The organism is Stenotrophomonas sp. (genome assembly GCF_059505245.1).
In genome coordinates, this window is sequence record NZ_JCACKF010000035.1 from 21589 (window position 1) to 35360 (window position 13772).

General features: G+C 66.6%; 13 protein-coding genes. 3 read left to right on the top strand and 10 right to left on the bottom strand.

Going from position 1 to position 13772, the window contains the following annotated elements; genetic code table 11:
* Positions 1-88: 88 nt before the first annotated feature.
* The gene (locus AC5JLE_RS13105) at positions 89-805 is read right to left on the bottom strand and encodes an SURF1 family protein (RefSeq protein WP_053495428.1); all 717 of its coding nucleotides are present in this window, start codon (positions 803-805) and stop codon (positions 89-91) included.
* A gap of 57 nt (positions 806-862) precedes the next feature.
* Between AC5JLE_RS13105 and AC5JLE_RS13110 the strand changes: the two genes are divergently transcribed.
* A complete protein-coding gene (locus tag AC5JLE_RS13110; protein ID WP_005412025.1) occupies positions 863-1081 on the top strand; it encodes a twin transmembrane helix small protein in 219 nt (72 codons plus the stop codon).
* A 20-nt stretch (positions 1082-1101) separates the two neighbouring features.
* On the opposite strand, the gene AC5JLE_RS13115 is transcribed toward AC5JLE_RS13110, so the two are convergent.
* From AC5JLE_RS13115 to AC5JLE_RS13140, 6 genes are read right to left on the bottom strand one after another with little or no spacing between them, the layout of a single operon-like run.
* The gene (locus AC5JLE_RS13115) at positions 1102-1977 is read right to left on the bottom strand and encodes a cytochrome c oxidase subunit 3 (protein WP_005407793.1); all 876 of its coding nucleotides are present in this window, start codon (positions 1975-1977) and stop codon (positions 1102-1104) included.
* Positions 1978-1990: 13 nt separating this feature from the next.
* Positions 1991-2581, bottom strand: coding sequence for a cytochrome c oxidase assembly protein (locus AC5JLE_RS13120; protein ID WP_014035725.1), 591 nt, complete (start codon positions 2579-2581; stop codon positions 1991-1993).
* Positions 2578-2778 (bottom strand): hypothetical protein, encoded by a 201-nt coding sequence (locus AC5JLE_RS13125; protein WP_032957755.1) that lies wholly within the window; start codon positions 2776-2778, stop codon positions 2578-2580. Before AC5JLE_RS13125 ends, AC5JLE_RS13120 begins: the two co-directional genes overlap by 4 nt.
* 8 nt (positions 2779-2786) lie before the next feature.
* Positions 2787-4394, bottom strand: a complete 1608-nt coding sequence (ctaD, locus tag AC5JLE_RS13130; protein ID WP_004153896.1) for a cytochrome c oxidase subunit I — start codon at positions 4392-4394, stop codon at positions 2787-2789.
* Between the two features lie 58 nt (positions 4395-4452).
* Positions 4453-5406 carry a cytochrome c oxidase subunit II gene (coxB, locus tag AC5JLE_RS13135; RefSeq protein ID WP_041863004.1) on the bottom strand — a complete coding sequence of 318 codons (954 nt, stop codon included), beginning with the start codon at positions 5404-5406 and terminating at the stop codon, positions 4453-4455.
* A gap of 11 nt (positions 5407-5417) precedes the next feature.
* The gene (locus AC5JLE_RS13140; RefSeq protein ID WP_014645689.1) at positions 5418-5894 is read right to left on the bottom strand and encodes a DUF2244 domain-containing protein; all 477 of its coding nucleotides are present in this window, start codon (positions 5892-5894) and stop codon (positions 5418-5420) included.
* 274 nt (positions 5895-6168) lie between these two features.
* On the opposite strand from AC5JLE_RS13140, the gene putA reads away from it, so the two are divergent.
* The gene (gene putA, locus AC5JLE_RS13145) at positions 6169-9387 is read left to right on the top strand and encodes a bifunctional proline dehydrogenase/L-glutamate gamma-semialdehyde dehydrogenase PutA (protein WP_014645688.1); all 3219 of its coding nucleotides are present in this window, start codon (positions 6169-6171) and stop codon (positions 9385-9387) included.
* A gap of 89 nt (positions 9388-9476) precedes the next feature.
* Here putA and AC5JLE_RS13150 read toward each other — a convergent pair whose 3' ends face one another.
* The 3 genes from AC5JLE_RS13150 to AC5JLE_RS13160 all read right to left on the bottom strand — a co-directional run bounded on the left by AC5JLE_RS13150 (position 9477) and on the right by AC5JLE_RS13160 (position 12677).
* On the bottom strand, positions 9477-10550 hold the full coding sequence (locus AC5JLE_RS13150; protein ID WP_496065354.1) for an AAA family ATPase: 1074 nt from the start codon (positions 10548-10550) through the stop codon (positions 9477-9479).
* Positions 10537-11136 (bottom strand): nicotinamide riboside transporter PnuC, encoded by a 600-nt coding sequence (gene pnuC, locus AC5JLE_RS13155; protein WP_241884913.1) that lies wholly within the window; start codon positions 11134-11136, stop codon positions 10537-10539. The genes AC5JLE_RS13150 and pnuC overlap by 14 nt, the downstream gene beginning before the upstream one ends.
* A 113-nt stretch (positions 11137-11249) precedes the next feature.
* Positions 11250-12677 (bottom strand): outer membrane protein transport protein, encoded by a 1428-nt coding sequence (locus tag AC5JLE_RS13160; protein WP_053496263.1) that lies wholly within the window; start codon positions 12675-12677, stop codon positions 11250-11252.
* 227 nt (positions 12678-12904) lie between these two features.
* On the opposite strand from AC5JLE_RS13160, the gene AC5JLE_RS13165 reads away from it, so the two are divergent.
* Positions 12905-13597, top strand: coding sequence for a rhomboid family intramembrane serine protease (locus tag AC5JLE_RS13165; protein ID WP_005414994.1), 693 nt, complete (start codon positions 12905-12907; stop codon positions 13595-13597).
* Positions 13598-13772: the final 175 nt, after the last annotated feature.

Below are 13772 nucleotides of genomic sequence, written 5' to 3' on the forward strand. Positions count from 1 at the left end.
GGTGGGGGGGGGGGGGGGCCCGCGGGGGGGGGGCCGGGCCGGGGGCGGCGGCCCGTCACCCGGGGGGGGGCCCGCCCCCCGCCCGGCACTACGGGGTAATCACGCGCCTCCGCCGCCGCTCCAGCACCACGGCCACCACCAGCACGGTCAGGGCCAGCCCGAACCACTGCACGGCGTAGCCCAGGTGGCGCTGAGGCGGCAGCGTGTTCGGCAGCAGGTCCAGATCGCGCTCGTCGCCAAAGGGCAGTGCCGGGTCCAGCCTCAGCACGCGGTCGGGTAGCGCCTGCAGCCCCAGCGCGCGCGCCAGGCCGTCGTCCGGCAACCGGCTGGCCAGCCAGCGCCCGGCCTCACCGGTAGCAGAGAACGCCGGGCCCAGTAGCAGTCCCGCCGACGGTGGCGGTGCCAGCAGCCCGCGCACGGCCACCGGCGAAGGCGGCGACGGCACCTCCGGAAGCGTGCGATCCGGCGGCAGCGCACGCCAACCGAGGTCGACCAGCAGCACGCTGCCGTCGTCACTGCGGAAGGGGCGATAGATCTTCACGCCGGCGCGGCCATGCCGGATCTGGTTGTCCAGCAGTACCACGCCGGGCAGGAAGCGACCGTGGTCGGCCACGCCGTGCAACGCGCCGGGCGCCGCCAGGGCCTCCGACAGCGGCAACGCCTGTGCCACGGCTGGACCCTGTGCATCCAACATTGCCTGTTTGGCATGCATGCGCTGCAGCTGCCACAGCCCCAATGCGGTGAATCCGGCCATCGCCAGCACGGCCAGCAACCATCCGAACACGCGCGTGTGCTGGCGCATCATGACAAGTCCGCGCAAACGCGGTCAGATAGGCACATCCACCCTGCCCTCGAGCCGCGCATGAGTGATTCGCTGAAGACCCTGCTGGTAATCGCGTTTCTGATCGTCATCGTCTGGAATCTGGGCGCCGGCCTGTACTACCTGCTGGTCGACCGCGGGCAGACCAAGCGCACGGTCAATGCACTGACGCGCCGCATCGCGGTGTCGGTCGCGTTGATCCTGCTGGTGATCGTGAGCATCTACATGGGCTGGATCAAACCACACGGCATCGGCGGCTGAGACCACCGATGCGCGCCTGATCAAAGCACGTAGACGAACAGGAACAGCATCAGCCACACCACGTCGACGAAGTGCCAGTACCACGCGGCGGCTTCGAAACCGAAATGATTGTCGCGGGTGAAGTGTCCCTTGGCCGAACGCAGCCACATCACGATCAGCATGATCGTGCCCAGCAGCACGTGCGCGCCGTGGAAGCCGGTCAACATGAAGAACGTCGACCCGTAGATGCCGGAGCCGAGCGTCAGGTTCAGTTCCTTGTAGGCATGGATGTACTCCTCTGCCTGCAGGGTCAGGAAGCCCAGGCCGAGCACCACGGTCAGGCCCAGCCAGATCAGCAGCTGGCGGCGGTTGCCGGCCTTCAGTGCGTGGTGGGCGATGGTCAGGGTCACGCCGGAGGTCAACAGGATCAGCGTATTGATCAGTGGCAGGCCCCAGGCCGGGATGGTCTGGAACGCGCCACCGATCGCCGCCGGGCCATTGGTCGGCCATCCGGCGGAATAGCCCTGCCAGAGCAGCTCGTTGGTCATGACCCCACGGCCTTCGCCACTGAGCCACGACAGGCCCAGGTTGCGGGTGTAGAACAGCGCGCCGAAGAACGCGCCGAAGAACATCACCTCGGAGAAGATGAACCAGATCATCCCCATCCGGAATGATCCGTCGACCTGGTGGTTGTAGTTGCCGGCCTGCGATTCGCGCACCACGTCGCTGAACCACCAGAACAGGGTCAGCACCAGCATCGCGATGCCGATGTAGAACGTCCAGCGTCCCCAGCTGGCATCGTTGAGCCAGCTGGCCACGCCCACCATGGTCACCATCATGGCGATGGAACCCACGAACGGCCATTTGCTCTGGGCCGGGACGAAGTACACGTTGGCGTCGGTCGGTGTCTGGGCCATGTCGGTATCCGGGTCAGGGTGCGGCGTGCGCGCCGTCCGAGGTGGCGGCCGGGGCCAGCCGATCGGAAAGCGCGTCGTTGCGGTAGAAGGTGTAGGACAAGGTGATCGTCTTGATCTCCGGCGGCAGGTCCGGATCGACGATGAAGCGCACCGGCATGTCGCGCTTCTCGCCGGCCTGCAGCGTCTGCGCGGTGAAACAGAAGCACTCGGTCTTGCTGAAGAAGCCCGACGCACGCGCCGGTGCCACCGAAGGCACCGCGCTGCCGACCACGGCAGCTGCGCTGTCGTTGCGGGCGAAGTACAGCGCCTCGTTGAGCTCGCCGGGCACAACGTCCATGGTCAGCTGCTCGGGATGGAACGACCACGGCAGGCGCGAATTGACGCCGCCATCGAACTCCACCCGCACGGTGCGCTTGCCGGCCGCGGCACCTGCGCTGGCTTCGCCACCGGGACCGCGTTCCAGGCGCACGCCGAACACCTTCTCGCAGGCAATGCGGTACAGCGGCACCAGCGAGAACGTCAGCAGGAACACCGCCACCGCCACGCCGATCAGGCGCGGCAGCCCCGCACTGCGTGACGGTGTGCTGGCCGGTGCCTCGCTCATCGGCCGATCACCCCGCTGAGGATGAAGCCGACGTAGACCAGCACAGCGATGGCGCCGACCCACACCGCCGTGCGCTTCGCACGCTGGCGCTGCTGCTCGATGCTTCCGCCCTGGTAGAGCCGACCGCTGGTCGGCTGCTTCTCATCCGCCGAGCATGGCTCGGCTCTACAGGTCTGCAGCGGGCTCTCGTTATGCATGCCCCACCTCAATGCGTGATGTCGTCATGCGCCAGATCCCCCGGGCGGATGGTCGGCGGGGTGGTGAAGGTGTGCGCCGGTGCCGGCGACGGCAGCGTCCATTCCAGGCCGCGTGCACCCTCCCAGGAACGCGCTTCGGCCTTCTCGCCGTTGCGCAGCGAGGACAGCAGGATCGCGGCCATCATGAACGGGGTGACGAACATGCCGAACGCACCGATCGAGCTGATCAGGTTCCAGTCGGCAAACGCCACGCTGTAATCGGGAATGCGGCGCGGCATGCCGGCCAGGCCGAGGAAGTGCTGCGGGAAGAACAGCAGGTTGACGAACACGATCGACCACCAGAAGTGCACCTTGGCCCACTTCTCGCTGTACATGCGCCCGGTCCACTTCGGCCACCAGTAGTACACCGCGGCGATCAGCGCGAACACCGCACCGGTCACCAGCACGTAGTGGAAGTGCGCGACCACGAAGTAGGTGTCGTGGTACTGGAAGTCGGCGGCCACGATGGCCAGCATCAGGCCGGAGAAGCCACCGATGGTGAACAGGATGACGAACGCCACCGACCACAGCATCGGTGCCTCGAACGTCAGCGAGCCACGCCACATGGTGCTGACCCAGTTGAACACCTTCACGCCGGTCGGGATCGAGATCAGCATGGTGGCGAACATGAAATAGATCTCGCCGCCCAGCGGCATGCCCACGGTGAACATGTGGTGGGCCCAGACGATGAACGACAGGAACGCGATCGCCGCGGTGGCGTACACCATCGCCTGGTAGCCGAACAGCGGCTTGCGGCTGAAGGTCGGGATGATCTCGCTGACCACGCCGAAGGCGGGCAGGATCATGATGTAGACCTCGGGGTGGCCGAAGAACCAGAAGATGTGCTGGTACATCACCGGGTCACCGCCACCGGCGGCGTTGAAGAAGCTGGTGCCGAAGAACTTGTCGGTCAGCAGCATGGTCACCGCACCGGCCAGCACCGGCATCACCGCGATCAGCAGGAACGCGGTGATCAGCCAGGCCCAGCAGAAGATCGGCATTTTCAGCAGGTCGATGCCCGGCGCACGCATGTTCAGCACGGTGGCGATGATGTTGATCGCACCCATGATCGAACTGATGCCGGCCACGTGGATCGCGAACACGCTGAAGGCCACGTTGTAGCCGCCCTGCAGCGACAGCGGCGGATACAGCGTCCAGCCACCAGCCGGCGCACCACCGGGCAGGAACAGGGTCAGCAGCAGCAGGCTGAAGGCCACCGGCAGCAACCAGAACGACCAGTTGTTCATGCGCGGCAGCGCCATGTCCGGCGCGCCGATCTGCAGCGGGATCATCCAGTTGGCAAGGCCAACGAAGGCCGGCATCACGCCACCGAAGATCATCACCAGCGCATGCACGGTGGTCATCTGGTTGAAGAACTCGGGCTTGACGAACTGCAGGCCGGGCTGTGCCAGCTCGGCGCGGATCACCACGCTCATCGCCGCGCCGATGATGAACATGATGAAGCTGAAACCCAGGTACAGCGTGCCGATGTCCTTGTGGTTGGTCGAGAAGAACCAACGCTCGAAGAAACTCTGCTGGTGATGGTGATCGTCGTGCCCAACTGCCGAGTGCGCCATTGCAAAACACCTCTCAGAATCGGTTGTCACCACGGCCGCGGCGGCCGCGGGCTTTACATCACGCGCCGCTGGCTGCAGTGGCAGGTGCGCTGGCCGCTTCTGCAGCAGCAGGCGCAGCCGGCGCCTCGCCCGCCGGTGCAGCCGGTTCGGCAGGTGCCGCAGGCGTGGCCGGCGCGGCAGCCGGCGCCGGCTTGCGCTGCGCCAGCCACTGTTTGAATTCCTCCTTGGACACCGCCTCGACCACGATCGGCATGAAGCCGTGGTCCTTTCCGCACAGCTCGGCGCACTGGCCGCGGTACACGCCAGGCTGCTCGATGCTGGTCCAGGCTTCGTTGATGAAGCCGGGAATGGCATCCTGCTTCCAGCCCAGCGCCGGCACCCACCAGGCGTGGATCACGTCGTCGGAGGTGATGACGAAGCGCACCTTGGTGTCGACCGGCAGCACCAGCCGGTTGTCGACATCCAGCAGGTAGTGCGGATGGCTTTCACGGGTCGGCACGATGCCACTTTGACGCACGCGGTCGGACTCGCGGTCCAGGCGGCTGGTGAAGGTGACGTTCTCGCCGAGGTATTCGTACTTCCACATCCACTGGTAGCCGGTGACCTTGACCGTCATCTCGGCATCGCGGGTGTCGTACATCTTGATCAGGTTGGCCGTGGCCGGCCACGCCATCACGATCAGGATGATCACCGGGATCACCGTCCAGATGATCTCGGCCTTGGTGTTGTGGCTGAAGGTGGCGGCGACTGCCCCCTTGGATTTGCGGAACTTGAAGATGGCGTAGGCCATCGCACCGAACACGATGACGCCGATCACCGTGCAGATGATCAACGAGAGATTGTTCGATTCCCAGGCCAGGCGCGAGGTCTGGGTCACCCCCTTGCCCATGTTCAGCTGCCACGGCTTGGGATCGGCCGCCTGGGCCCAGGCCAACGCCGGCATCAGTCCCCCGGCCACCATGGCGGTGACCGCTGCAACGCACTTCGTGCCCCACCTGCTGCTTTGCTTCATTGCCTAGACCCTTAGCGTCGTCGGTTGCCGCCATCGCTGGCGGCGAGCAAGCTTTCAAGTGTCTCTGCGAGCGTCTGACGTTCGGCCGGCGCGAGGAAACTCCCCACCTCCACCTGCCGGCCGCTGGATGCCAGCCGGACCCTCTCATCGCCGGTGAGCAGGCGCACCCAGTGGGGGTGGGCCCGGAACACCGGCGATCCACCGGGTACGGGGATGACCTCCACGTACGCCGGCACTACCCGGATCTCCTCCTGCCGTTCACCGCTGCGCCACAAGGCACGCAGTGCCGCCGCCAGCACCAGGCTGTACAGCAGCGCGAACAGGGGGGCGAATGCATTGCCGGCCAACCACCCGAGGGCGGACACCAGCCACATCGCACCCGACAACACGGTGAACAACAGGACGAACTGCCGGGCATCGAGCGCCCGTGGGGGACGCAGCCGCAGCTGCGTACCTGACCCATCCGGAGCTGGAAGCACCTCGATCATGTCGCAACCGCGTTCCTGCCGCGGGAAACGTCTCGATGGTAGCCCCGCCCTCTCGCCGGTAGCAAGGGTGCATTCACACTTTTTCCCATGCTGCAACACAGCATGGGGTCGGCGGCGCGAATGCCGAATTCAGCACAAATATTGCCGGGCTTGCTGAACACGCTGAATACACCACCGTTAGGGGCTATCAGCCCTTCACGAAGGTGGCTGTGGGGCACTTCCGCAACCCGCAAAAATGATTAAAATCGCCAAGTTTTCCATTGGCCGGACCGGCATGAACGCACCTTCCTCCTCCCCTGCCGCCAGCGACGCCCAGCGTCCCGGCGTGCTGCTGTCGCCGGAACTGCCGGCGCCCCCCAACCCGTTCCGCCAGGCCATCACCGATGCCTGGTTGAAGGACGAGGCCAGCCACGTCCGCGAGCTGCTGGCGCAGGCCCGGCTGCCGGCCGACGAGCAGGCCAGGGTGCAGGCGCTGGCCGCCGACCTGGTCGGCCGCGTGCGCGTGCGTGCCAAGGACCAGGGCGCGATCGAAGCCTTCATGCGCCAGTACGACCTGGGCAGCGAAGAAGGCGTGCTGCTGATGTGCGTGGCCGAAGCGCTGCTGCGCATTCCGGACCAGGACACCGCCGACAAGCTGATCCGCGACAAGCTGGCCGATGCCGACTGGGAAAAGCACCTGGGCGGCAGCGACTCGGTGCTGGTCAACGCCTCCACCTGGGGCCTGATGCTGACCGGCAAGCTGGTACAGATGAACGACGCCACCCGCGCCGATGCGCCCAGCGCGTTCAAGCGCCTGGTCGGCCGCGTCGGTGAGCCGGTGGTGCGCCTGGCCGTGCGCCAGGCGATGAAGATCATGGGCCACCAGTTCGTCATGGGCCGCACCATCAGCGAGGCGCTGTCGCGCTCGCACAAGGGCGACAACGCGAACTACCGCTACTCCTTCGACATGCTGGGCGAAGGCGCGCTGACCATGAAGGACGCGCTGCGCTACCTGGAAGACTACCGTCGCGCGATCCACGCCATCGGCGGTGATCACAAGGCCCGCGGCGGCCGCCCGGATGGCGACGTCAACAACGCACCGGGCATCTCGATCAAGCTGTCAGCGCTGTACCCGCGCTACGAGCACGCCAAGCGCGAGCGCGTGCTGAAGGACCTGGTGCCGGGCGTGCTGGAGCTGGCGCAGCTGGCCAAGAGCTACGGCATCGGCTGCACCGTCGACGCCGAAGAGTCCGACCGCCTGGAACTGTCGCTGGACATCATCGAGCAGGTGTTCTCCGACGCCTCGCTGGCCGGCTGGGACGGCTTCGGCGTGGTCGTGCAGGCCTACCAGAAGCGCACGCCGTACACGATCGACCACCTGGCCGACATGGCGCGCCGCGCCGGTCGCCGCCTGCAGGTGCGCCTGGTCAAGGGCGCCTATTGGGATGCCGAGATCAAGCGCGCGCAGATCGAAGGCTATCCGGGCTACCCGGTGTTCACCCGCAAGCAGAACACCGACGTGTCCTACCTGGCATGCGCCAAGCGCCTGTTCACCCATGCCGACGCGATCTACCCGATGTTCGCCACGCACAACGCGCACACCATCGCTGCGGTGCGCAGCATCGCCAACGGTGGCGTGTACGAGCACCAGAAGCTGCACGGCATGGGCGATGACCTGTACGCCGAAGTGGTGCCGGCCGATCGCCTGGGCCTGCCCTGCCGCGTGTACGCCCCGGTCGGTTCGCATGAAGACCTGCTGCCGTACCTGGTGCGCCGCCTGCTGGAAAACGGCGCCAACTCCAGCTTCGTCAACCGCATCACCGATGAGCGCGTGCCGATCGCCGACCTGATCCGCGATCCGGTCGAGATGGTCGCCTCGTTCGCTTCGATTCCGCATCCCAAGATCCCGCTGCCGGTAGACCTGCTGCGCAGCCAGAACCACGACAGGAAGAACTCCATGGGCGCCAACCTCGCCAACGACAACGAACTGCGCGCCCTCGCCGAGCAGCTCAACGCGGCCGTGAAGCCGTGGCAGGCCGCCCCGCTGGTACCGGGTGCGAACCCGGCCGGCGCCTCGCTGCCGGTGACCAACCCGGCCGACACCCGCGAAGTGGTCGGCCAGTGGCTGGCCGCCGATGCCGCCACCGTGCAGAAGGCGCTGGCGAATGCCGTAGCCGCGCAGCCGGCCTGGAACCGCACCCCGGCCGCCAGCCGCGCCGCCATCCTCGAGCACGCCGCCGACCAGCTGGAAGCGCGCATGCCGGAGTTCATGGCGCTGTGCGTGAAGGAAGCCGGCAAGAGCCTGCCCGACAGCATCGCCGAAGTGCGCGAAGCCGTGGACTTCCTGCGCTACTACGCCAAGCAGGCGCGCGAGCAGTTCAGCCACGCCGAGAAGCTGCCCAGCCCGACCGGTGAGTCCAACGAGCTGCAGCTGCACGGCCGTGGCGTGTTCGTCTGCATCAGCCCGTGGAACTTCCCGCTGGCGATCTTCCTGGGCCAGGTCGCTGCTGCACTGGCCGCCGGCAACAGCGTCATCGCCAAGCCGGCCGAACAGACCAACCTGATCGGCTACTACGCGGTGAAGCTGCTGCACGAAGCTGGCGTGCCGGCCGAGGTGGTGCAGTACCTGCCGGGCGACGGCGCCACCGTCGGTGCCGCACTGACCGCCGACCCGCGCGTGGCCGGCGTGGCCTTCACCGGCTCCACCGACACCGCACGTGCGATCAACCGCGCCATGGCCGCGCGTGACGCCGCCATCGGTGTGCTGATCGCCGAGACCGGCGGCCAGAATGCCTTCATCGCCGACTCCTCGGCGCTGCCGGAACAGCTGGTCAAGGACGCGATCGGTTCGGCCTTCACCTCCGCCGGCCAGCGTTGCTCGGCCGCGCGCGTGCTGTTCGTGCAGGACGACATCGCCGACAAGGTGATGACCATGCTGGCCGGCGCGATGAAGGAACTGAAGGTCGGCAACCCGGGCCTGCTGTCCACCGACGTCGGCCCGGTGATCGACGCCGACGCGCTGAAGATCCTGCAGGACCACGCCGAGCGCATGGACCGCGAAGCGCGCCTGATCGCGGCCGCCGAGCTGTCCGCCGAAGCGGCCAATGGCACCTTCTTCGCACCGCGCGCGTATGAACTGAAGGACCTGGGCCAGCTGCACAAGGAAATCTTCGGGCCGGTCCTGCACGTGATCCGCTGGAAGGGCGACCAGCTCGACGCGGTGATCGACCAGATCAATGCCACCGGCTACGGCCTGACCCTGGGCGTGCATTCGCGCATCGACGAGACCGTTGATCGCATCAGCAACGGCGTCCACGTCGGCAACGTCTACGTCAACCGCAACCAGATCGGCGCGGTGGTCGGCGTGCAGCCGTTCGGCGGCCAGGGCCTGTCCGGCACCGGCCCGAAGGCCGGCGGCCCGCACTACCTGCTGCGCTTCGCTACCGAAAAGACGGTGACGGTGAACACCACAGCCGCCGGCGGCAACGCCTCGCTGCTGACCCTGGGCGACTGATCGCCTGCTTGATGCAGTAAACAAAAAACCCCGCGAACGCGGGGTTTTTTGTGCTTTGGGTTCCTGCTGAGCCGAGCATGGGCTCGGCTCTACAGAGGCTGGGCCACACTGAACCGATTGTCCGCCCGCTTCGCCAACTCGCCCTGCACGCGTGCGATGCGCGTCTCCAGATCGCCTTCCAGCAGCACATGCTCGACACCCTCTGCCTGCAGCTGCTCCAGGTACCACGCATGCTGCTGCGTCCGGAAGGCTTTGCCCACGCGCGTGCCATCCTGGTCAAACGGAATATCCGGCGCGCACAGGAACAGCAGGTCGTAGCGTCGTCGTGCCGCTTGCCGCAGCGGCTGCGGCGCCGTGCCAAACATCCAGCCGCTGTAGCCCAGCGTCACCAGCGGCGTGGTATCGCAGAACAGCCAGCGATGCGCACGCCGCACAGCTTCGTCTTCGTGCTGTGGCTGTGTCATTGCGATGCGCAGCAGATCGCCCGGCGTCAGCTCTCCGCCTCGCTGCTCCCACAGCGTGCGGCCATACTCCGGCACCCAGACAGTCTGCAGACGCTCGGCCAGCACGCGGGCCAGCGTGGTCTTGCCGCTGGACTCGCCACCGATGAAGGCCACGCGCTGTACATGGTCGGCATACACCTGCGGTGCGAGCCCATGGCGATGCGCATGCGGATCGCTGCGCAGCTGGGTGCCGCAGGCCTGCCCGACGTCTAATGCACGTTCGAGCCGCTCATGGCGTACCGGCGCACCGAAGTGCGTGGCCAGTGCCTGCGCGAAGCCGTCACCGTAGTCCTCACCGGTGTACACCGCCTGCACCGGTCCACCGAACAGGTTCAGGCACAGCCAGGCGGTAAAGTCACGCTGCACCTGTTCGTCATCACTGTCCTGCGGCAGCGCTCGCACTGGCAAGCCATGCTGCGCGCACAATGCGGCCAGTCGCGCGTCGTCAAGCACCGCTACCGTGGCCTGCGGGAAACGCGCACGCAGCCATCGCTCGCGGCGCGCAGCGCTGTAGCCGGCAAAGCCCGGCTGCGACCAGCCGATCACCAGCAGCTGCTGGCAGCGCGTGGCGGCGAAGTCGATCAGTCGTTCATGGCCGCGATGCAGCGGGCAGAACTTGCCCACCACCAGGCCGCGTGCAACGCGCTCAGGCAGCGGCATCGGCCGCCCTGGCCTCGTCCCGCATCAGGTGCCGCCAATGGCGCAAGGCGACCAGCGCGTTGATCCAGAAGCCCACATACAGGATCGAGGTCAGGTGCAGGCCACGGCTGTAGTAGAGCGGCACCGCAACGGTGTTCACCAGCAGCCATACCCACCACGATTCCAGCTTGCGTCGCATCATCAGGATCTGCGCGATCACACTCAACATCAGCACCGCCGAATCGATGTACGGCGCATAGGCATTGGTCAGGCGGGTCAGCATCCAGCCGTAGCCGAACGTGGCCACTACCGCCAGCGGCGCCAGCCAGGCCCAGGCGCGCGGCCGCAATGAAGTGATCGGCAACGGCGCGCCATGGTCACCACGCAGCCACTGCCACCAGCCCAGCACGCTGATGGCGATGAAGAAGAACTGCAGCACCATGTCCGCATACAGATGCGATCGTTCGAACACGGCAGCAAACAAGGCGCAGCCGACGATGCCCAGCCACCAGGTGTGCACGTTGTTGCGGCCGGCCAGCAGGATCGAGCCGGCGACGGCGATGTTGGCAGCCAGCTCCAGCTGGAAGTTCGGATCGGACAGGTTCATGTCGCTATTGTCGTGGATCCTTGCGCTGCGTGGACGCCCCGGCCCGTCCCCACAAAAAGAAAGGCCCCGCTTGCGCGGGGCCTCCTTCGTACTGCTCCAGGCAATCGCCCGAATCAGAACTTGTACTGCATCGACGCCGCCAGCACGTCGCCGCTGACCTTGTACTTGCCGGTCACGGTGTTGCCGGTGGCCGAGGTCGAGGTGATGTTCGGATCCTTGGTGAACAGGTGGGTGTAGCCCACGCTGTATTCCATCTTGTCCGAAGCGGCGTAGGTCATGCCCAGCGACAGCCACTTGCGGGTGGTGTCCGGCACGCGCACGTCGCGGTGGGCATCGGTGGTCGGGGTCTGGTCATAGGCCAGGCCGCCACGCAGGGTCAGCTTGTCGTTCACGCGGAAATCGGTACCGATCGACGCGAAGGTGGTGTCACGGTAGTGGAACGGCAGCACGCTGTCCGGCTGGTTGGAGTCGTAATCGACGACGACCTGGTCGAACTTGCTCCACGCGGTGCGCGTGACTTCAGCCATGATCTGCCACTGGTCGTTCACACGGTGGGTGAAGCCCACGGTGGCGCTGGCCGGCAGGGTGATGGTCGCGCGACCGTTGCTGTCGATGAAGGTACCCGGGGCAGCAGTGGCCAGGAAGGCCGCCGCATTCTGCGGAATGGTGAAGTCCGCCTTGCCGTCGGTGATCTTGTGCTCGACCTTCGAGCGGTAGCTGAACGCGATGTTGGTGCCTTCCACCGGGGTGACCGTCATGCCCAGGGTGTAGCCGACCGACACTTCATCGCCCTTGATGCGCAGGTAGCCATCGGCGGTGCCCGGCGAGAAGCCGAGCTGGGCGGCCTGGCGTGCAGCGGCCTGCGAGGCCGCCGCAGCCTGGGCCGCGGTGCCGCCGGCAGCCAGCACACGCGCCGCAGCGGTGCGCTGGGCAGTGGCGTTGATCGCGGTGCCGGTGTCGACAGCGCTGGTCAGGTCGACGTTCAGGCGCTCGGCGAACACCGAAGCACCGAACGACAGGTACGGGTTGACGTCATAGGAGAACGCCACGCCCAGGTCGATGGCCTGCAGCTCGGTCTTGACGCCGTTGTAGCGGCCGACCCAGTCGCGGTCGTATTCGGTCTTGAAACCGAACGGCACGGTCAGCGAAGCACCGAAGTGCATGTTGTCGTTCTCGCCGAACGGCACGTGGAAGTACGCGGCCGGAACCGGGGCGATCATGCCGGCGTCGCCGCCGTTGCCACCGGAAATCGGGGCGCCGTTGGCGTACTTGCCCTGGCCGCGGAACTTGGCGCCGAAGCTGATGGCGCTGACGTCGCCCTGCAGCAGGGTGCCATCGAGCAGGCGCATGGAGGCCGGGTTGGTGGCGATGACCGAGGCGTCACCTTCGGTCGAGGTGGAGCCGGCGAACGCGCGGCCCAGGCCCTTGGCGCTGTTTTCCTTCAGCTGGAAGGCGGCAGCATTGGCATCGGCAGCGGCCAGCGCACCGGCAACGCCGACGGCCAGCAGGGTCAGTCGGGCAATGGTGGAAGCGGTTTGCATCGTAGTTCTCTCTCTCCGGTAAGCGGTGATGGTGCTCTGAGTGCGCCTGCGCCCGACCGGCCCTGAAGCCCTTCGGAGCGCGCCGGATTCCCCTCCCGACATACGACGCCGTATGCGAGTATTACCCAGAGCTGTTAATGAAACAATAACAGCGCAGGCGGTTTTTTCGTCTCAAAAGCTGAACAGGACCATCCCCACCGAACGTGGCCGCACGCTAGGCTATTGGCATGTTCGTCTCCCTCCCGTCGCGCAAGAAGGCGGCCCTGCGCTGGGCCACGCCCGTGCTGTTCGCGTCACTGTGGCTGGCATTCCTGTGGTCGATCTCGCGCCCGGACGATGCCCGCGGCAGTCTCTGGCTGGACTGGGGCGCCCTGTCCACCGGCCTGACCCGTCCGCTGGACTGGTGGGCGACCCTGCAGGACGGCAGCGTGCTGCGCCTGTTCACTGCGCTGTTCCTGCACGCCGACTGGTCGCACCTGCTGGGCAACCTGGTGTTCCTGCTGATCTTCGGCCTCCCCGCCGAGCGGGTGCTGGGACCCTGGCGGTTGCTGCTGCTGTTCCTGGTAGGCGGCGCGGTGTCCAACCTGGTGGCGATCTACACCATGGGCAGCCCGGACCAGATCATCATCGGCGCCAGCGGCGCGGTGTCGGCGCTGATCGGCGCCTATCTGGCCCTGTTCCCCGGTGCCCGGCTGGGCGTGGTGATCCCGCTGGGCCTGTTCCTGGAGTTCGTGCGCGCCCCGGCCTACCTGCTGATCGGCGTCTGGGCCGCGCTGCAGGTGGTGTTCGCCCATATCGGCCCCAGCTTCGGCATGGTGGCCTGGTGGGCGCACATCGGCGGCTTCGTGTTCGGCGTGGTGTATGGCGTGTACGTGCGCGCCGCGATCGCGCGCCGCCTGCGCAAGCGGCACGGATTCTGACCCCTGATAGTGCCGGCCGCTGGCCGGCTCCACGCTCACCCGCTCGTTCGTAGATCAGTCGAGCATGGCTCGACTCTACAAAATCAAGGCTTGGCCGGGACGGGTTCGGGCTTTGCTTCCGGCTTTGCTTCCGGCTTTGCTTCCGGCTTTGCTTCCGGCTTTGCTTCCGGCTTTG

Excerpts from the sequence above, each read along its gene's own strand:
- AC5JLE_RS13115 (WP_005407793.1), bottom strand. The coding sequence starts at position 1,977 with ATGGCCCAGACACCGACCGACGCCAACGTGTACTTCGTCCCGGCCCAG.
- pnuC (WP_241884913.1), bottom strand. The coding sequence starts at position 11,136 with ATGAACCTGTCCGATCCGAACTTCCAGCTGGAGCTGGCTGCCAACATC.
- AC5JLE_RS13150 (WP_496065354.1), bottom strand. The coding sequence starts at position 10,550 with ATGCCGCTGCCTGAGCGCGTTGCACGCGGCCTGGTGGTGGGCAAGTTC.
- AC5JLE_RS13160 (WP_053496263.1), bottom strand. The coding sequence starts at position 12,677 with ATGCAAACCGCTTCCACCATTGCCCGACTGACCCTGCTGGCCGTCGGC.
- AC5JLE_RS13125 (WP_032957755.1), bottom strand. The coding sequence starts at position 2,778 with ATGCATAACGAGAGCCCGCTGCAGACCTGTAGAGCCGAGCCATGCTCG.
- ctaD (WP_004153896.1), bottom strand. The coding sequence starts at position 4,394 with ATGGCGCACTCGGCAGTTGGGCACGACGATCACCATCACCAGCAGAGT.
- AC5JLE_RS13140 (WP_014645689.1), bottom strand. The coding sequence starts at position 5,894 with ATGATCGAGGTGCTTCCAGCTCCGGATGGGTCAGGTACGCAGCTGCGG.
- putA (WP_014645688.1), top strand. The coding sequence starts at position 6,169 with ATGAACGCACCTTCCTCCTCCCCTGCCGCCAGCGACGCCCAGCGTCCC.
- AC5JLE_RS13110 (WP_005412025.1), top strand. The coding sequence starts at position 863 with ATGAGTGATTCGCTGAAGACCCTGCTGGTAATCGCGTTTCTGATCGTC.
- AC5JLE_RS13120 (WP_014035725.1), bottom strand. The coding sequence starts at position 2,581 with ATGAGCGAGGCACCGGCCAGCACACCGTCACGCAGTGCGGGGCTGCCG.
- coxB (WP_041863004.1), bottom strand. The coding sequence starts at position 5,406 with ATGAAGCAAAGCAGCAGGTGGGGCACGAAGTGCGTTGCAGCGGTCACC.
- AC5JLE_RS13105 (WP_053495428.1), bottom strand. The coding sequence starts at position 805 with ATGATGCGCCAGCACACGCGCGTGTTCGGATGGTTGCTGGCCGTGCTG.
- AC5JLE_RS13165 (WP_005414994.1), top strand. The coding sequence starts at position 12,905 with ATGTTCGTCTCCCTCCCGTCGCGCAAGAAGGCGGCCCTGCGCTGGGCC.